This window comes from Sulfitobacter sp. 15WGC (genome assembly GCF_005068605.1).
Lineage (GTDB): Bacteria > Pseudomonadota > Alphaproteobacteria > Rhodobacterales > Rhodobacteraceae > Sulfitobacter > Sulfitobacter faviae.
The window spans coordinates 242,894-259,800 of sequence record NZ_SZNL01000002.1 but is presented as its reverse complement, the minus strand read 5'-3'; the positions used below and the strand labels follow the sequence as shown (position 1 = coordinate 259,800).

Here is a 16,907-nt window from a genome sequence, read left to right as displayed (position 1 = left end):
TCAGCCCTTTTGCTTGCGGGCCATTCGCGCGGCGCGGCCCTCTTTCCCGGCCTTCAGGCGCTCCTGCCAAACCTTCCCCAAGGTCCGGCGCTTTTCGCGCGGGCTAAGGTCGGGGATCGAGACGACAGGGATCAACCCCGTCTCGCGCGTCATCTGGCGGGCTGAGCGGATCACCGGGCGGCGCAGTTCCAGCAGAAAGGCCACGATCAGCGCCAGCGCCAAGCTGGCCATCCCGCCCACCGCCGCGCGTTTCTTGCGGCTGAGCGATACGGGGTAATCGGGCAGTTCGGCCTGCTCCAAGGTGATCAGCTTCTCGCCCCGCTGGTCGGATTCGAGAGAGAACCCCACCTCCGCCTCGTTCCGGCGGGCGGTGATCACCTCCAACTGGTCTTGCAACTGGGTCAGGCGGCGTTCGAACCGGGCCAGCTCCCGCTCAACCTCGGGCGAGGTTTGCAGGCTGGCGGTCAGGGTTTCGCGCTGTTCTTGCAGAAGGTCGCGCTGCGTGGTCAGGCTTTCGAGCGTGGCATCCAACTCGGCCTGTTCGCGGGCGATGGTGGCGGCGCGGGCATCGGGGTTGACCCGATCGCGCGCCAGCCGCGTGGCGATGATTTCACGGTCAAGTTCAAGAATGGCGTCATTGAGGCTGCTGATCTCGCCGCGGCGAAACTCAAGACTGCCTTCGAGCGACAGGTCGTTTTCGGCCCGGTAATCGGCCAGTTCGGCCTCAAGTTCCGAGATGTCGCGGATCAAGTTCTGCTCTTGGCGCTGGAAAAACTCCAAGGTTTCTTGGGTCTGGCTCTGGCGTCGGGCGGCGGACATCTGGCGCGTGCGGTCGGCGAATTCGCGGGCCACGGCCTGCGCATCGGCGGGGTTGTCCATCTCGGCGGTGAAGGTCATGACCGAGATGGTGCCGTCATCCGCATAGCCTTCGCGCGGGGCGGCGACGCCGGTGATGGTGACCGAACGGCGCAGCAGATCGACTTTCTCGGACATGCGCAGCGCGGTCAGATCGTCATAAAGATCAAAGCGTTGAATGATATCGACCAAGGTGCCGCGCGCCATCAACTGCTGTTCGATCAATTGCAAACGCCGCGCCGAAGACCCTTCGACCGTAGAGGGGGCCAGATCATTGGCGATCTTTGGCTGCTCGATCTGGATGACTTCGGAGGATTGGTAGACATGCGGGGTCGCAAGCGCCCAGTAGACCGAGGCGATACAGCCCAGAAGCGTGATCAAAATGATCACGCCCGCGCGGCGGCGGATCATGTCGATGAAGTCATCGAATGTATAGATCGGTCCCATGTGCCTCTTTCCAACCTGCCCAAAGCCCCCGACCGTTGCCCGGCGGAGTTTCCCTGCCTAGATCAGATGACTTGGGCGATAATAGGGCGCAAGCAAGGAGGGCGACAGGGGGTGTCAGGCATATTTCGGCAGGCTAGAAGCCCGCGCCCGGTTCAGCACGATGCCCAAGAGCGGCACCTGACCTTCGAGCATCCGTTCGCACTCGCGCAGGTGACGCGCCATGGTCTGGCTGCCGTCGGAAATCAGCAAGACCCCGTCCAATTGCGGCAAAAAGGCCGAGAGATCGTCATGCTCCAGCATCGGCGGCATGTCGTAGAGGACGATTTCAGGCTGGAGGGAGGCCCGCAGGCGCAGCAGGGTTTCCGCCGTGGCACTGTCTTGCAGGATTTCGGCGGCGTTCACCTCGGCCCGGTCGTTCAGGCCGAGGGCGAGCGTATCGCTTACCCGCAGCATCCCCTTGCCGAGGTCGGCGCGGCCACTGAGCAGAGCGCTCATCGCGCCGGGGGCCCGCATGTCAAAGGCGTGGGCCAGACCGGGGCTGCGCATGTTCATGTCCATCAACACGGTGCGCGATCCCGGCACCCGCGACAGGCTCAACGCCAGATTGGTCGCGGAAAAGCTGTTGCCGCAGCCCGAGGTGGGGGCGGTGACGGCGATATTGACCCAGCGATGCTCTAACGTGGTTTGACGCAGGCGCGTGCGCAGCAGGTCAAAGGCCCGCGCCGCGGCGCTGTTGCGGTGATCATCGACCAACGGCATGTCGCCGCCGGGGCCGGGGGTGGCGATGGGCAGGTCTTGCCAGCGCGGCGCACGGTCGTCACCGAAGTAGCGGGAAACGGCAGGGGCGGCGGGCAGGCTGTCTTCAAAGGTCAGGTCGCCTTCGGAGAAATCGCCGTCGAACTCATCCTCATGGTCGATCACGGTGCGGCGCGGGCGGATGCTGTGCCGCATCCCCGGGCCGCCGAACTGCGCTGTCACATCGCTGTTGTCCGCGCCGAGGGCATCGGATGCGTAGAGGTCTCTCATCGTCTTCCCTTTCGATTTCTTGAACATGAGGCGCTGGATTTCTCATTATTGCCGGGCGCGGCGAGCATCGCTCAGCACCCGGTTCGGCGCAAGACGACGCCGACGGTTTTCAGCAGAATGGTCAGGTCCATCGGCAGCGACAGATTGCGGCGATAGGCGGCGTCGACCTCATTGCGATAGGTGAACCGGCTGTTGTTGCGCGCCGAGACCTGCCACAGCCCGGTGATACCGGGGCGCAGCGCGAAATAGGCTTTTGCATCGCCATACATCTCAAGCTGGTCGGGCATCATGGGGCGCGGGCCGATCAGGCTCATGTCACCCTTGAACACGTTCCACAGCTGCGGCAGCTCATCCAGCGAGGTGGCGCGCAGAAAAGCGCCGACCCGCGTGATGCGGGGATCGTCCTTCAGCTTTTGCATCTCGTCCCATTCCGCTCGCATCGCCGGGTTCGCGGCAAGGTAGCTCTCCAGCACCGCGTCGGCATCGCGCACCATGGTGCGCAGCTTCAGGATGGAGAAGCCTTTGCCGCCCCGCCCAAGGCGCTTTTGCGTATAGAAGGGCTGACCGCTTTCGATCCACAGCGCCAGCGCGCAAAGCGCGATGATCGGCAGGGCGATGGGCAGGGACGCGAGGATCAGCAGCCGGTCGAGAAGCGGTTTCGCGTAGCGGCCATAAAGGCCGGTCGGACGCAGACGAAGGGCCGCCAGCGCGCGCGGCGCGGGCAGCACCGCAGTCCCCGCCACGGCAGGCTGCGCGCGGCCCAGCACCGGACCGGCGATCACTTCCATCGAGCCATAGGCATGGCTGTGCGCGTCAAAGTACTTCATTCCAAACCCCCCAGGGTTCAATCGCATTCATTCGGACCGTTTCGGCCCACGGCACCTTCGCACCGCTCCGTCTCAACGACCTATCCGGCCTATACGTTCAGGTAGGATATGTATCATTTGTTACCACCTTTTCGCCTTATTCGATCCTTTTTCTCAGAAACAGACTGTTTCGCGGGGCGGCAGGCAGGTGGATATTTAGGAGTGAGTTGAGGGCGTCATGGGGGCGCCATGGGGTACAGGTGTGTGGCGTTCGATGGCGGAGGGGAGGGCGTGCGCAGGCGTAGGTTGGGTATCAAGTTGTTAATAAATAACAGTCTTTTGGGGTTCTGGGGTTCCGGGTGATCATCTGCCTTAGGTGTCGGCCGCCAAGCCTGTACGCCTTCGGATAGCGAGCGTGCCGAGGCGCAAGTCACCACCCGTCGCGCAATTCTCACAATAATGTCAGGGCGATAAATGGGCGACAGTTGGGCGCAGGGGGCAGGTGGGTAAACGCCAAAAACCGCGGATCGGCTGCGCGATTCCGAGGGGATTCTTTAGTGCCTCTGGAGGCTTGTCTTGTAATTCTGGATGAGAAAAGTGGCAGCCCGTAGGGGAATCGAACCCCTCTTTCCAGGTTGAAAACCTGGCGTCCTAACCGATAGACGAACGGGCCACTCTTTGTCAGGTCAGTGCAGCGTTTGGTGTGTGCTGCTCTGTCTGTGAGCGGACGTTTAAGTAATACTGCGGGGGGCTGCAAGCGGAAAAATGAAGTTTCTTCAGAAAAAATTTTCAGGCCCGCGCGGCGTCCTCCAAACGCAGTTGAACGGTGCGCCGACCGCGGAAATTGTTAATGTCGAGACGGCCTGCGAGGTGGAAACGCGCGCCGCCGTGGTTTTCCAGCGCGGGGCCGAGGGGGCCGTCGTAGGCGCCAAAGGAAATCGCCTCTAGATTCGCGCCGAGGCCGTCGCCAAAGCTCACTTTCAGGTGGTTCTCGCCTACGCGTTTGGCAAAGCGGATTTGCATGTCCGCAAAGGCATAGCGCGGGGCAGGGGCGCCGGCGCCGAAGGGGCCGGCTTGGTCGACCATCTCGGCCAGTTCCACGGTGGCCGCGCCGGGCATCATCATGCCGCAGAGGTTGAGGTCGGCAGGTCCTGCCAAATGCGCGCCCTGTTTGGTGAGCAATTCGCCCAAGCGCGCCATTGCCGCGTCGATCTTGTCTTCCGCCACCGTCAGGCCGGCTGCCATCTTGTGCCCGCCGCCCTTGATCAGCAGCCCTTCGGCGGCAAGGCGTTGGATTGGCGCGCCGAGGTCGATACCGCTGATCGAGCGGCCCGAGCCCTTGCCGATGCCGTCTTCGACGCCGATAACGATAGAGGGGCGGTTGGCGGCTTCTTTTAGGCGTGAGGCGACGATGCCCACCACGCCGGGATGCCAGCCGGGGCCAGCGGCCCATGCCAGCGGCCCGTCAAAGCCGCGTTCTTCGGCCTGTGCCATGGCACTGGCGCGCACAGCGGCCTCAACCTCGCGGCGGTCGGTATTGAGTTGGTCAAGCCGTTCGGCGAGGGCCGCGGCCTCATGCGGGTCTGCGGTGGCCAAGAGCCGCGCGCCAAGGTCGGCCTGCCCGATGCGCCCGCCCGCGTTGATGCGCGGGCCGAGTAGAAATCCGAGGTGATAGGCCGTGGGGGCCGTGTCCATCCGCGCCACATCCGACAGGGCGGCAAGACCGGGCCGCGCGCGCCGAGCCATGACCTTGAGCCCCTGACGCACGAAAGCGCGGTTCACGCCTGTGAGCGGGGCCACATCGGCGACAGTGGCCAGCGCCACCAGATCGAGCATCGCCATCAGGTCTGGCCCCTTGCGCCCCGCTTCGCGCAGTTGGCGCCCCACTTCGACGAGCATCAAGAACACGACCGCAGCGGCGCAGAGATGCGCCAGCGTGCCGTCTTCGTCCTGTCTGTTGGGGTTCACCACGGCCAGCGCATCGGGCAGCGTTTCGCCGCCAAGGTGGTGGTCCAACACGATGACATCCGCGCCCTTGGCGGCGGCGATGGGGCCATGGGACAGCGTGCCGCAGTCGACGCAGACGATCAGATCATGCTCAGCGGCGAGGGCCGACATCGCCTCGTCATTGGGGCCATAGCCCTCGTCGATACGGTCGGGGATATAGAGCGTCGCGCGGTGGCCCATGTCGCGTAGCCAGACCAGCAGCAGCGCGGCGGAAGAGCCGCCGTCCACGTCATAATCCGCGAAAATCGCGATGCGCTCGCGGTTTTGCAGGGCCGAGAGAAACCGCGTCGCTGCCGCCTCCATATCGCGCAGGGATCGGGGATCGGGCAGCAGGTCGCGCAGGGCGGGGGCCAGAAAGCCCGCCGCTTGGGTATCGATCACGCCGCGGCGCGCCAGCACTTGGCACACCGGATCGGGCAGGCCCGCGCGCTGCACCAGCAGTTCCGCCGCGCGGGTCAGTTCCACGTCAGGACCGATCCAGCGCCGCCCGGTCAAAGATGTTTCGACACCGAGAAAGCTCATGCGGACCTCATTTGGCCGTTATGGAAGGGGGTGGGGAGGGCCAGTCTGGCCCTCACTCCGCTGGGGTGCGGTAGTTGATGCGACGGACCGAGCCGGTGCGCGAGCGCATGATCAGCGTCTCGGTGGTCAGCCAGCCCGGCTCGCGTTTCACGCCCGGCAGGATGTTGCCGCCGGTGACGCCTGTCGCGGCAAAGATCACGTCTTGGGTGACCATCTCGTCGCGCGAATAGACGCGGTCGAACTCGGTGATCCCGGCCTTGGCGGCGCGGCCCTTTTCGTCTTCGTTGCGAAACAGCAGGCGGCCATACATTTGCCCGCCCATGCATTTCAGCGCCGCGGCGGCCAGCACGCCTTCGGGCGCGCCGCCTTGGCCCATATACATGTCGATGCCGGTTTCAGGGTCGGCGCAATGCATCACGCCAGCCACGTCACCGTCGGTGATCAGACGGATAGCGGCACCGGTGGCGCGGACCTCGGCGATCATGTCGGCGTGGCGCGGGCGTTCGAGGATGCAAACGGTGATGTCGGACGCCGCGCAGCCCTTGGCGCGGGCCAGCGCTTCGACGCGCTCACCGGGGCTCATGTCGAGGGTGACGACATCGGTCTCAAAACCCGGGCCGATGGCGAGCTTGTCCATATAGGTGTCCGGCGCGTGCAGCATGGACCCGCGCGGGCCCATGGCGATCACGGTCAGCGCGTTGGGCATGTCCTTGGCGGTCAGCGTGGTGCCTTCCAGCGGGTCGAGCGCGATGTCCACGCCGGGGCCTTTGCCGGTGCCGACCTCTTCGCCGATATAGAGCATCGGGGCCTCGTCCCGCTCACCTTCGCCGATGACCACGACGCCCGCGATGTCGAGCATGTTGAGCTGTTCGCGCATGGCGTTCACGGCGGCTTGGTCGGCGGCTTTCTCGTCACCCTTGCCGATCAGCTTGGCCGAGGCCAGCGCGGCGGCTTCGGAAACGCGGGCGAGGCCCAGAGAGAGCATGCGGTCTTGAAATTCGGCGGAAGCGGTCATGGAGTATCCTTGGGTGCAATGTGTTTCCTGTCCTGTACCCTCGCGCGGGCCTCGGGGCAAGTTTTGGGTTGTGGAAGGGGCTGCCCCTTCGGCCGAAACTGCCTCCCCGGCCCGGAAACAAGCCGTAGGCGCCGGGCCATCGCCTGCCCGCCTCGTCACGCCGAAGGCGTGCCGGTCTATCTAGGCGCACCTTTGGTGCGACAGGGTAGGCGATTTGCTGGGGCTGGGTGGGCCCCGGCGGACGCACATTAGGGTTGAGCCATAAAGTGGCACGAAGCACCGCTCATCGCCCGCCCACCCACGGGCAGGCGATGGCCCTCAGCCTCAGACCTCTTCGATCCGGAGCGCTACCGGCTCACCGGCCAGCACGCCCGTCTTGTCCATATTCGCCAGCGCTTCCAGCAGTGCATCGCGGCTGGTCTTATGGGTCACGATCAGCACGGGGGCCGAGACATCCGCATGTTCATACTGGCGCATCCGGTAGATGCTCACACCCGCTTCGCCCAGCACCGTGGCGATTTTCGCCAGCGCGCCGGGTTTGTCGACCAGCGCCATGCGCAGGTAGTAGGGGGCAGGGCGCTGACTGCTGGCGGGGGTGGTTTGTTCAAGCGTCTCGGCAGGCTGGCCAAAGACCGGCCCGCGCAACCCGCGCGCGATGTCGCAGACATCGGCCATCACCGCGCTCGCCGTCGGCCCTTCGCCCGCACCGGCACCGCGCAGCACGATCTGACCCACGGCATCGCCTTCGATCACCACCATATTGGTGCCGCCATCAAGCTGCCCCAAAGGCGATGTTTGCGGCACGAGGCAGGGCATCATCCGCTGCTCCAGCCCGCGGCCGGTTTTCTGGGTCACGCCCAGCAGTTTGATCTTGTAGCCCATGTCGGCGGCGGCGCGGATGTCTTCGATGGCGACCCGCTCGATCCCCTCAAGCTGGATGCCATCAAAGTCGATCTTGGTGCCGAAGGCGATGGAGGACAGGATCGCCAGCTTATGCGCCGCGTCGATGCCGCCCACATCCAGTTGCGGATCGGCTTCGAGATAGCCCAACCCATCGGCTTCGGCAAAGATCTCTTGATAGGTCTTGCCCGAGTCCTCCATCCGCGTCAGGATGTAATTGCACGAGCCGTTCATCACCCCCATGATCCGGGTGATCTCATTCCCGGCAAGCCCTTCCATCAGCGTCTTGATGACCGGGATGCCGCCTGCCACAGCGGCCTCATAGCGCAGGGCCACGCCCGCGCCTTCGGCCTGTTCGGCCAAGGCTTGGCCATGGATCGCCAGCATTGCCTTGTTCGCGGTGACCACATGTTTGCCCGCCGCCAGCGCGGCCTCGGTCGCGGCCTTGGCAGGCCCATCCGCGCCGCCCATGAGTTCCACGAACACATCCACGTCATCGCGTGTCGCCAGTTTGACGGGGTCATCCTCCCAATCATAGGAAGAGAGTGACAGTCCGCGGTCCTTGTTCCGGGTGCGGGCCGAAACCGCCGAGACCGTCATCGCGCAGCCGGTACGGGCCTCTAACAGGGCGGCCTGCTGGCGCAGAATGCGCAGCACACCCACGCCCACGGTTCCCAATCCGGCAATCCCGAGGCGAAGCGGCTTAGACATGGCGGTGGTCCTTCTGGTCTGATCCGAAAGGCCCGGCAGGCAGGGCCGGGCATAGCCGCGATGTAGCGGGTTCGGCGCCTGCGTGCAACGCGCATACGCATCACGGGGATGCCCGTTTATTCAGCGCTTTCGCTGTCCTCGGCGGCTTGGCGGGCGCGCCGGAGTTCGGCAGCACGCGCCCTGAGCCGTGCCACCCGTGCAGCACTGGCGGATTGGGCGCTTGTGCGGCTGACGCGCGCCGCGCGGGCTTCGAGATTGGCCGCACGCCCTGTGAGCGCCGCTTCGGTCCGCAGCGGGTCGATCCGCCCGGCGGTGGCTTTGGCCAAAAGCGGGTCGATCGGGACCAGATCAGGGTAGGGCGCGGCCTCCAACGCGGGCGTGATGGTGCGGTCGAGTTCGGGAAACTGCGTGCAGCCCGCCAGCAGCGAGACGCCCAGAAACAGGGCGATGGTTGAAAGGGGGCGGGGCGGGCGCGCTTGGGTCATGCCTCGTTCTGCCCAGCCGTGATCTTCGCGCAAGCGGGGTTTGCTTTTGAACGCTTGTTCATTAAATTGCCGCCATGGCAAGAACCACAGGCTCCCACTCCGATATCACCGGCCCGCGTGTCCGCGCCGCCGCGCTGCGGCTTTTCGCCCGGGGCGGCTATGCCGCCGTGTCCATGCGTGCCATCGCCGCCGAAGTCGGCGTGCAGGCCGGGGCGCTTTATAACTACACCCCCGACAAGCAGAGCCTGTTGTTCGACCTGATGCAGGCGCATATGACCGATCTGCTGGCCGAAACGCCCCATGATCCGAGCCGCCCCGCCAAGCAGCAGTTGCAGGATTTCGTGGCCTTCCACATCCGTTTTCACGCGGACCGGCCCGATGAGGTTTTCATCGCCTATATGGAGTTGCGCAATCTGACGGAGGAGAATTTCGCCGTGATCGAGCGCCTGCGCCGCGACTACGAAGATCGCCTTGAAGCGATCCTGCGCGCCGGGGTGGCCAGTGGCGATTTCGCCGTCGCCGATACCAAGATCGTGACACTGGCGATCATCGCCATGCTGACGGGGGTGAACACTTGGTACCGCGCGGGCGGACGGCTGTCGCTGGACGAGGTCGTGGCACAATATTGGGACATGGTGCGCAAGGCCGTGACCGCCTGAGCGGCCACGGCCTTTTGGGTCAATGGGCGGGGCGGATGAAGGTCCCGTTGTTCAGATCCCGCATCGCCTGCTGTATCTCGGCGCGGGTGTTCATCACGATCGGCCCGTGCCACGCCACCGGCTCTTCAATCGGCGCGCCCGAAATCAGCAGAAAACGCACCCCTTCCTCCCCGGCCTGCACCGTGACCTCATCGCCGGTGCCAAAGCGGATGAGCGTGCGGTCCCCGGACATGTCGCGGATGTTGACCTCTTCGCCGGCGACCTCTTTCTCCAGCAGCACGCCCGAAGGGGCAGAGGCATCGGCAAAAGCGCCCGCACCTTGAAAGACATAGGCAAAAGCCCGGCGGTAGGTGTCGATCCGAAAGGTCTTTTTCACGCCTGCAGGCACGAAGATATCCAGATACTGCGGATCGGCGGCGATGCCGTCGACGGGGCCGCGTTTGCCCCAGAACTCGCCGGTGATGATCTTGACCCTCGTGCCGTCGTCATCGGTCACCACCGGGATCTCGGCGGATTTCATATCCTGATAGCGCGGCGCGGTCATCTTCTGGGCCGAGGGCAGGTTGCCCCAAAGCTGGAAGCCGTGCATCTGCCCCTTGTCGTTCCCGCGCGGCATTTCTTGGTGCAGGATGCCCGATCCGGCGGTCATCCACTGCACGTCGCCCGCGTTCAGATCACCGGTATTGCCGAGCGAATCCGCATGGGCCACGGTCCCTTCGAGCACATAGGTGATCGTCTCGATCCCGCGGTGCGGGTGCCAAGGGAAGCCTTTCTCAAAGTCGCGCGGATGCTCGTTGCGGAAGTCGTCGAACAGCAGAAAGGGGTCAAGCTCCGACGGGTCGTGGAAGCCGAAAGCGCGGTGTAGTTTCACCCCGGCGCCTTCCATCGTGGGCGTGGCGCGGCGGGTTTCCAATGTGGGTCTGAGGGACATGATGCTCTCCTTTGCAGTTGCTCGGAAGATAGGGGGCGGCGGTCACCTCAACAATTGGCCCCGGCGAACGGGGCCTGTGCAAATTTGCGCAGCTTCAGCAATTTGGCACGTTCACCGCCAACCCTCCGAGGGAGGTTTCCTTGTATTTCTCGCTCATGTCCGCGCCGGTCTGGCGCATGGTCTCAATACAGGCATCAAGCGGCACAAGATGCGTGCCGTCGCCGCGCAGCGCCAGAGAGGCCGCCGAGACCGCTTTGATCGCGCCCAAGCCGTTGCGCTCGATACAAGGCACCTGCACCAGCCCTTTCACCGGGTCGCAGGTCATGCCGAGGTGATGCTCCAGCGCGATCTCGGCGGCGTTTTCGATCTGCTGCGGGGTGCCGCCCATCACGGCGCAGAGCCCGGCGGCGGACATGGCGGCGGCGCTGCCGACTTCGGCCTGACAGCCTGCTTCGGCGCCTGAGATCGAGGCGTTGTATTTCACCAGCCCGCCAATCGCGGCGGCGGTGAGCAGGAAGTCTTCGATATGCGCCTCTGACGCGCCGGGGACATGGTCGAGGTAATAGCGCAAGGTCGCCGGCATCACACCTGCGGCCCCGTTGGTCGGCGCGGTCACGACCTGCCCGCCTGCGGCGTTCTCCTCGTTGACGGCCATGGCGTAGACGCTCATCCAATCGTTGATCGTATGCGGGGCGGATTGGTTCTGTCCGCGCTCGGCCATCAGCGCGTCGTAGATGCCCTTGGCGCGGCGTTTCACCTGCAACCCGCCGGGCAGGGTGCCTTCGGAGGTCAGCCCCCGGTCTATGCAGTCGCGCATGACCTGCCACAGCCGTTTCGACCCGGCGCGCAGGTTCTCGGCCCCGCCGCGCGCCTCTTCATTGGCGCGTTTCATGCCTGCGATGGTTTTGCCAGATTTGGCCGACATCTCAAGCATTTCTGCGGCGGACTTGAAGGGGAAGGGCACCGGCGCGCCCTCGTCGGTGTCCTTGCCTGCCGCGAGTTCCTTTTCGGTCATCACGAAGCCGCCGCCGATGGAATAATAGGTCTCGCGTAAGGTTACGTCGCCTTGGGCATCGGTGGCCATCAGCATCATGCCGTTGGCATGGCCCGCAAGCTTGGTGTCGTAGTCAAAGATCATGTCGCGCTCAGGGTCGAAGCGCAGTTCGGGCAGACCGTCGACGCTGATGCGGCGGGTTTGTTTGATCTCTTCCAGCACCTTTTCGGCGGCATCTGCGTCATAGTCCTCGGGCGTGAACCCGGCGAGGCCGAGGATCGTGGCGCGGTCGGTCGCATGGCCGACGCCGGTAAAGGCGAGGCTGCCGTGCAGCGAGGCGCGCAGCCCGGCGAATTGGAAGGGTGATGCGCGCATCTGGTCAAGGAAACGCCCCGCCGCCACCATCGGCCCCATGGTATGCGAAGACGAGGGGCCGATGCCCACTTTGAACATGTCGAAGACCGAAAGAAACATCAGGTGGCGGACCCTTTTATGGTTGCGGGTGGCGGGCGCGGTGGGACGGGTATCGCCCAGACCTTTGGCGCATTGCAAGCGACCTAGGCCCGATCCAACCATTTCCCGCCGCCCCGTGGCGCGCCGAAAGCGACAGGCCGTGCGCTCTGCCCGTCCTGTCGGCGTGCGGCACCGCCAAAAACCGCCGACTTGCCCCTCGCACCCTATGCCAATTCGCCCTATAACGCGGCAAACGCCTGCAAGGGAGTACCCGATGTCCGGAGACCTATCACCGATCGACAAGGCCAAATTCGTGGCCGCGAAACGGGCGTGCGAATTCGTGGAAGACGGGATGCGCGTGGGGCTTGGCACCGGATCGACGGCGGCGTGGCTGGTGCGCTGTCTGGGCGAGATGGTGCGCGACGATGGGCTGCGGATCAAAGGCGTGCCGACCTCCTCGCGCACCGCGCAACTGGCGCGGGATGTGGGGATCGAGGTGATCTCTCTCGATGAGGCGAAATGGCTCGACCTGACGATTGACGGGGCGGATGAATTCGACGGTGACCTGAACCTCATCAAGGGCGGCGGCGGGGCCTTGCTGCAAGAAAAGATCGTGGCGACGGCCAGTGACCAGATGGTCGTGATCGCCGATATCGGCAAAGAGGTGCATCATCTGGGGGCATTCCCCCTGCCGATCGAGGTGATTCCCTTTGGCTGGCAGACCACGCAGGCGCTGGTCGAAGAGACGCTGATCTCGATGGATGTGCTGGGCCAAAGCTCGACCCTGCGGATGAATGGCGAGGTGCCTTTTATCACCGACGAGGGGAACTATATCCTAGACCTGCGGCTGGGGCGCATCGGCAACGCACGGCAATTGGCGCTGGTGCTGAACCAGATGCCCGGTGTGGTGGAAAACGGCCTGTTCATAGATATCTGTGACGCGGTTGTGATCGGTTACGGGGATGGCAGGGTCGAGGTGCGCGACATAAATGAAGGCACCGTGGCGACCGACCGTTTGGAATTCGTCGAGACCGACAACCTGTTTTCCGACCTGAGCGATTAACGCCCACAAAGCGAGACACGCGCGACCCCGCGCAACACCGAAATATGCGCGATCCCGCGCAAGACCCAAAACGACTAAGAGAGGCGCCAAATGGCCAAGAATGAATTCGATTACGACCTGTTTGTCATCGGTGGCGGCTCGGGCGGTGTGCGCGCGGCGCGTGTCGCGGCGGGCGAACATGACGCCAAGGTCGGTCTGGCCGAGGAAGACCGCTATGGCGGGACCTGCGTGATCCGGGGCTGCGTGCCCAAAAAGCTGATGGTCTTCGCCTCGGGCTATGCCGATGTGGTGGATGAGGCGAAATGCTTTGGCTGGGATCTCAAGGCCGGGCCGTTTGACTGGCATGACTTCAAAGGCCGTCTGAATACTGAGTTGGACCGCCTCGAAGGCGTCTATCGCAAGCTTCTGAAGAACTCCGGCGTTGACACATTCGACGCCCGCGCGCGGATCAAGGACCCCCATACCGTGGCCCTGTCCGACGGCACCGAGAAGACCGCGAAACACATCCTCATCGCCAGCGGTGGTCGCCCCGTGCGCCCCGAGATCGAGAATGCGGAACTGGGGCTGGTCTCTGACGATCTGTTCCATCTGGAGAAGCTGCCCAAGTCGATCCTGATCATCGGCGGCGGCTATATCGCCTGTGAATTCGCCTGTATCCTCAACGGTTTGGGTGTCGAGGTGACGCAATACTACCGCGGCGCGCAGATTCTGCGCGGCTTTGACGACGAAGCCCGCGGCATGGTGGCCGAGATGATGCAGGAAAAGGGGATCGACCTGCATTTGGGCACCAACATTCTGGAGATGACGCCCAGCCACGAAGACGGCAGCGGCCCGATGAAGGTCAAGCCGACCAACGGCACCGAAAAGATGTTCGACCAAGTGCTCTTTGCCACGGGCCGTCGCCCGAACAGCGATGACATGGGGCTGGAAGACCTGGGCGTGAAACTGGGCCGCAGCGGTGAGATTGAGGTGGATGAATACAGCCAGACCGCGGTGCCTTCCGTCTATGCCATCGGCGACGTGACCAACCGCATCAACCTCACGCCCGTGGCGATCCGCGAGGGCATGGCCTTTGTCGAGACCGTCTTTGGCGGCAATCCGACGCCGGTAGATCATGATCTGGTGCCTTCGGCGATCTTCACCCAGCCCGAGATGGGCACCGTGGGGCTGAGCGAGGAGGCCGCGCGGGAGGCGGGGCCGATTGAGGTCTATGCGACCTCCTTCAAACCGATGCAGGGCGCTTTTGCGGGCAAGGCCGACCGGGTGCTGATGAAGCTCATCGTCTGCGCCGAGACGCGGGTGGTGCTGGGCTGTCATATCGTCGCACCCAACGCGGGCGAATTGATCCAGATGGTCGGCATCGCGGTCAAGATGGGCGCCACGAAAGAGCAGTTCGACGCCACATGCGCGGTGCACCCGACCATGTCCGAAGAACTGGTGACGATGCGTAATCCGACCCGCACGGCTTGAATATCACGCGAAAGCGTACAATTTTTGGAACGATAGGCCGCATGGGCGGCCCAGAGGGGAACATATCAATGGCAGGAAATTCGCAAGGCCCCTGGGGGGGCGGCGGAGGCGGCAACCGGGGCAACGGCGGAGACCGGGGCAACGACGGGCCGCAGGGGCCACGCGGGCAGGGCGGTGACCGCCCCCAGATGCCCGAGATCGACGATCTGGTGCGCAAGGGGCAAGAGCAGCTGCGCGTCTTGATGGGGGGGCGTGGCGACGACCGGGGCAATGGCACCGGCGGCGGCGGTCGCGGCTCTGGCGGGCCGGGCGTGACACGTTCGACCCTTGGCATCGCGCTTTTGGCCGGTGTGGCGCTTTGGGGCTTCGCCAGCTTCTACACCGTGCGGCCCGAACAGCAGTCGATCGAACTGTTCTTGGGTGAATTTTCCGGCATCGGCACCGAGGGTCTGAACTTTGCCCCATGGCCGCTGGTCACGGCCGAGGTGTTTGACGTCACCACCAACCGCACCGAAGAGTTGGGCGTGCGGCGCGGCGGCGGCGGCAACGAAGGCTTGATGCTGACCACGGACGAGAACATCGTCGACATCGACTTCCAAGTGGTCTGGAACATCAAGAACGCGCGCGACTTCAAATTTTCGCTGCGCGATCCCGAAGCCTCGGTTCGGGCGATCTCGGAATCCGCCATGCGCGAAGTCATCGCGCAATCCGAACTGGCGCCGATCCTCAACCGGGATCGTGGCGCGGTGGCGGATCGGGTGAAGGAGCTGATCCAAAACACCCTCGACAACCGCAATACCGGCATCAACGTGCTGCGTGTCAACGTGAACAAGGTTGACCCGCCCAGCCAGACTGTGCAGGTCACCGACGCCAATGGCAACACGACGACCCAGTCGGTCGTCGATGCCTTCCGCGACGTGCAAGCCGCCGAGCAGGAGCGTGACCGGGTCGAGCGCCAGGCCGACGCCTATGCCAACCGCCGCACCGCCGAGGCACGCGGTGAATCCGCGCAGCTTCTGGAAGCCGCCGAAGGTTACCGCGCCCGCGTCGTGAACGACGCGGTGGGTGAGGCCAGCCGCTTTGAAGCCGTCTTGGAAGAATACCGCAACGCGCCGGATGTGACGCGCAAACGTCTGTATCTTGAGACCATGGAAAAGGTGCTGGGCGACGTGGATAAGGTCATCCTCGAAAACGGCAGCGGCCAAGGTGGGCAGGGCGTCGTTCCCTATCTGCCACTCAATGAATTGCGGCGCGGCGGAGGGTCGAACTGATGCGGAAAACAAGTCTTATCATCCCCATCGTGGTGATCGCCATCGTGGGCATCCTGTCGGCTGTCTTTGTGGTGGACGAGCGCGAGAAGGCGCTGGTGCTGCGTTTCGGCCAGATCAAACAGGTCCGCAACGAGCCGGGCATCGGGTTCAAAGTCCCGCTTTTGGATGAGGTCGTGCGCTACGAAGACCGCATCTTGTCGCTGGAAACCCCGGTGATCGAAGTCACCCCCGCCGATGACCGGCGCCTTGAGATCGACGCCTTCGTGCTCTACCGCATCGACGATATGGTGCAGTACCGGCAAGCTTTGGGTGCGGGCGGTGAACGTCAGGCCGAAAGCGAGATGGGCGGCATCATGGAAAGCCAAATCCGTGCCGTGCTCGGCTCGCAGGGCGTGACATCCAACACCATCCTGTCGCCCGAACGGGCCGACCTGATGGAGCAGATCCGTGTCCGCGCCGATGCCCGCGCGCAGGCGCTTGGCCTCAAGGTGGTGGATGTGCGTCTGCGTCAGACAAACCTGCCCGAGCAGAACTTCGACGCGACCCTGCAACGGATGATCGCCGAGCGTGAGCGTGAAGCGACCGACGAACGCGCCCGTGGCCGCGAAGCCGCGCAGCGTGTCATCGCCCTTGCTGATCGTACCTACGAAGAGATCCTCTCGGAGGCCCGTCGTGACGCGCGGATCATCGAAGGCGAGGCGGACGCTCAGCGGAACAACATCTTCGCGCAGGCCTATGGCAAGGATCAGGAATTCTTTGAATTCTACCGCTCGCTCAGCGCCTATGAGCAGGCTTTGCAGGGGCAGAACTCCACCATGGTGATGTCGCCGGATAGTGAGTTCTTTAACTATCTGCGGTCGGACCGCAGCGCCACGACCTCGGTCGATGCGATTGCACCGCCGCAGAGCCCTGCCGCCGATGCGCCCGCGGCTGAGCCAGCGCCGGAGGCAGATAACGCTGCGGCAGAGGATACGCAGGAGGAGGCTGCCCCCGCGGCCCCCGCCACGCCAGCCCCCGCCGCACCGGAGGCTGAGACAGATCTGCCAGCGGCGCTGGAAGAATGACGCTGGTTCTACTGGCTCTAGGGTCGGTTCTGATTTTCGAGGGGCTGGTGTACGCACTGGCCCCTTCGTTTTTGGAACAGATGCTCGAAATGCTCCGCCGCATCCCTGAGGCCGCGCTGCGCCAGCTTGGCGCGCTGGCGGTGGTGGCCGGGTTGATCTTGGTTTGGCTCGCCTTTCAACTGGGGTTGTGACGCCGCGCGGGCGGGGTGAATCGGCGTCCGTTTTGGC

15 protein-coding genes and 1 tRNA gene are annotated in these 16,907 nt (G+C 64.3%); 6 read left to right on the top strand and 10 right to left on the bottom strand.

Annotated features, from left to right (window positions below):
- From FCK22_RS02765 to FCK22_RS02730, 8 genes are all read right to left on the bottom strand, one after another.
- Positions 1 to 1,302: a chain-length determining protein gene (locus tag FCK22_RS02765; protein WP_067266217.1), complete on the bottom strand. Its 1,302-nt coding sequence runs from the start codon at positions 1,300 to 1,302 to the stop codon at positions 1 to 3.
- Positions 1,303 to 1,416: 114 nt separating this feature from the next.
- Entirely contained in the window at positions 1,417 to 2,328 is a 912-nt protein-coding gene (locus FCK22_RS02760) for a CpsD/CapB family tyrosine-protein kinase (RefSeq protein WP_136720187.1), read from the bottom strand.
- A gap of 71 nt (positions 2,329 to 2,399) precedes the next feature.
- Positions 2,400 to 3,155 (bottom strand): sugar transferase, encoded by a 756-nt coding sequence (locus FCK22_RS02755; protein WP_231886379.1) that lies wholly within the window; start codon positions 3,153 to 3,155, stop codon positions 2,400 to 2,402.
- Between the two features lie 577 nt (positions 3,156 to 3,732).
- Positions 3,733 to 3,807 (bottom strand) — tRNA-Glu (locus FCK22_RS02750).
- Positions 3,808 to 3,923: 116 nt separating this feature from the next.
- Positions 3,924 to 5,663 (bottom strand): single-stranded-DNA-specific exonuclease RecJ, encoded by a 1,740-nt coding sequence (gene recJ / locus FCK22_RS02745; RefSeq protein ID WP_067266213.1) that lies wholly within the window; start codon positions 5,661 to 5,663, stop codon positions 3,924 to 3,926.
- A 52-nt stretch (positions 5,664 to 5,715) separates the two neighbouring features.
- A complete protein-coding gene (glpX, locus tag FCK22_RS02740) occupies positions 5,716 to 6,678 on the bottom strand; it encodes a class II fructose-bisphosphatase (protein WP_067266210.1) in 963 nt (320 codons plus the stop codon).
- A 324-nt stretch (positions 6,679 to 7,002) separates the two neighbouring features.
- Positions 7,003 to 8,289, bottom strand: coding sequence for a homoserine dehydrogenase (locus tag FCK22_RS02735; protein ID WP_067266207.1), 1,287 nt, complete (start codon positions 8,287 to 8,289; stop codon positions 7,003 to 7,005).
- A 116-nt stretch (positions 8,290 to 8,405) separates the two neighbouring features.
- Positions 8,406 to 8,774: a hypothetical protein gene (locus FCK22_RS02730; RefSeq protein ID WP_067266205.1), complete on the bottom strand. Its 369-nt coding sequence runs from the start codon at positions 8,772 to 8,774 to the stop codon at positions 8,406 to 8,408.
- Positions 8,775 to 8,848: 74 nt separating this feature from the next.
- Here FCK22_RS02730 and FCK22_RS02725 point away from each other — a divergent pair, with 74 nt between their 5' ends.
- Positions 8,849 to 9,433 (top strand): TetR/AcrR family transcriptional regulator, encoded by a 585-nt coding sequence (locus tag FCK22_RS02725; RefSeq protein ID WP_067266202.1) that lies wholly within the window; start codon positions 8,849 to 8,851, stop codon positions 9,431 to 9,433.
- Between the two features lie 19 nt (positions 9,434 to 9,452).
- Here FCK22_RS02725 and FCK22_RS02720 read toward each other — a convergent pair whose 3' ends face one another.
- Positions 9,453 to 10,364, bottom strand: a complete 912-nt coding sequence (locus FCK22_RS02720) for a pirin family protein (RefSeq protein WP_067266199.1) — start codon at positions 10,362 to 10,364, stop codon at positions 9,453 to 9,455.
- 94 nt (positions 10,365 to 10,458) lie between these two features.
- Entirely contained in the window at positions 10,459 to 11,832 is a 1,374-nt protein-coding gene (locus FCK22_RS02715; RefSeq protein ID WP_067266230.1) for an L-serine ammonia-lyase, read from the bottom strand.
- A gap of 253 nt (positions 11,833 to 12,085) precedes the next feature.
- Here FCK22_RS02715 and rpiA point away from each other — a divergent pair, with 253 nt between their 5' ends.
- The 5 genes from rpiA to FCK22_RS02690 all read left to right on the top strand — a co-directional run bounded on the left by rpiA (position 12,086) and on the right by FCK22_RS02690 (position 16,870).
- Complete coding sequence (rpiA, locus tag FCK22_RS02710) at positions 12,086 to 12,874, top strand: ribose-5-phosphate isomerase RpiA (protein WP_067266197.1); 789 nt, start codon at positions 12,086 to 12,088, stop codon at positions 12,872 to 12,874.
- Between the two features lie 90 nt (positions 12,875 to 12,964).
- Entirely contained in the window at positions 12,965 to 14,344 is a 1,380-nt protein-coding gene (gene gorA / locus FCK22_RS02705) for a glutathione-disulfide reductase (protein WP_067266195.1), read from the top strand.
- A 68-nt stretch (positions 14,345 to 14,412) separates the two neighbouring features.
- Positions 14,413 to 15,615, top strand: a complete 1,203-nt coding sequence (hflK, locus tag FCK22_RS02700; protein ID WP_197470940.1) for an FtsH protease activity modulator HflK — start codon at positions 14,413 to 14,415, stop codon at positions 15,613 to 15,615.
- Positions 15,615 to 16,679 carry a protease modulator HflC gene (locus tag FCK22_RS02695; protein ID WP_067266193.1) on the top strand — a complete coding sequence of 355 codons (1,065 nt, stop codon included), beginning with the start codon at positions 15,615 to 15,617 and terminating at the stop codon, positions 16,677 to 16,679. Before hflK ends, FCK22_RS02695 begins: the two co-directional genes overlap by 1 nt.
- The gene (locus FCK22_RS02690; protein WP_067266191.1) at positions 16,676 to 16,870 is read left to right on the top strand and encodes a DUF2065 domain-containing protein; all 195 of its coding nucleotides are present in this window, start codon (positions 16,676 to 16,678) and stop codon (positions 16,868 to 16,870) included. The genes FCK22_RS02695 and FCK22_RS02690 overlap by 4 nt, the downstream gene beginning before the upstream one ends.
- Positions 16,871 to 16,907: the final 37 nt, after the last annotated feature.

Excerpts from the sequence above, each read along its gene's own strand:
- FCK22_RS02690 (WP_067266191.1), top strand. The coding sequence starts at position 16,676 with ATGACGCTGGTTCTACTGGCTCTAGGGTCGGTTCTGATTTTCGAGGGG.
- hflK (WP_197470940.1), top strand. The coding sequence starts at position 14,413 with ATGGCAGGAAATTCGCAAGGCCCCTGGGGGGGCGGCGGAGGCGGCAAC.
- FCK22_RS02760 (WP_136720187.1), bottom strand. The coding sequence starts at position 2,328 with ATGAGAGACCTCTACGCATCCGATGCCCTCGGCGCGGACAACAGCGAT.
- gorA (WP_067266195.1), top strand. The coding sequence starts at position 12,965 with ATGGCCAAGAATGAATTCGATTACGACCTGTTTGTCATCGGTGGCGGC.
- FCK22_RS02765 (WP_067266217.1), bottom strand. The coding sequence starts at position 1,302 with ATGGGACCGATCTATACATTCGATGACTTCATCGACATGATCCGCCGC.
- FCK22_RS02695 (WP_067266193.1), top strand. The coding sequence starts at position 15,615 with ATGCGGAAAACAAGTCTTATCATCCCCATCGTGGTGATCGCCATCGTG.
- FCK22_RS02755 (WP_231886379.1), bottom strand. The coding sequence starts at position 3,155 with ATGAAGTACTTTGACGCGCACAGCCATGCCTATGGCTCGATGGAAGTG.
- FCK22_RS02715 (WP_067266230.1), bottom strand. The coding sequence starts at position 11,832 with ATGTTTCTTTCGGTCTTCGACATGTTCAAAGTGGGCATCGGCCCCTCG.
- rpiA (WP_067266197.1), top strand. The coding sequence starts at position 12,086 with ATGTCCGGAGACCTATCACCGATCGACAAGGCCAAATTCGTGGCCGCG.
- glpX (WP_067266210.1), bottom strand. The coding sequence starts at position 6,678 with ATGACCGCTTCCGCCGAATTTCAAGACCGCATGCTCTCTCTGGGCCTC.
- FCK22_RS02725 (WP_067266202.1), top strand. The coding sequence starts at position 8,849 with ATGGCAAGAACCACAGGCTCCCACTCCGATATCACCGGCCCGCGTGTC.
- FCK22_RS02720 (WP_067266199.1), bottom strand. The coding sequence starts at position 10,364 with ATGTCCCTCAGACCCACATTGGAAACCCGCCGCGCCACGCCCACGATG.
- recJ (WP_067266213.1), bottom strand. The coding sequence starts at position 5,663 with ATGAGCTTTCTCGGTGTCGAAACATCTTTGACCGGGCGGCGCTGGATC.
- FCK22_RS02735 (WP_067266207.1), bottom strand. The coding sequence starts at position 8,289 with ATGTCTAAGCCGCTTCGCCTCGGGATTGCCGGATTGGGAACCGTGGGC.
- FCK22_RS02730 (WP_067266205.1), bottom strand. The coding sequence starts at position 8,774 with ATGACCCAAGCGCGCCCGCCCCGCCCCCTTTCAACCATCGCCCTGTTT.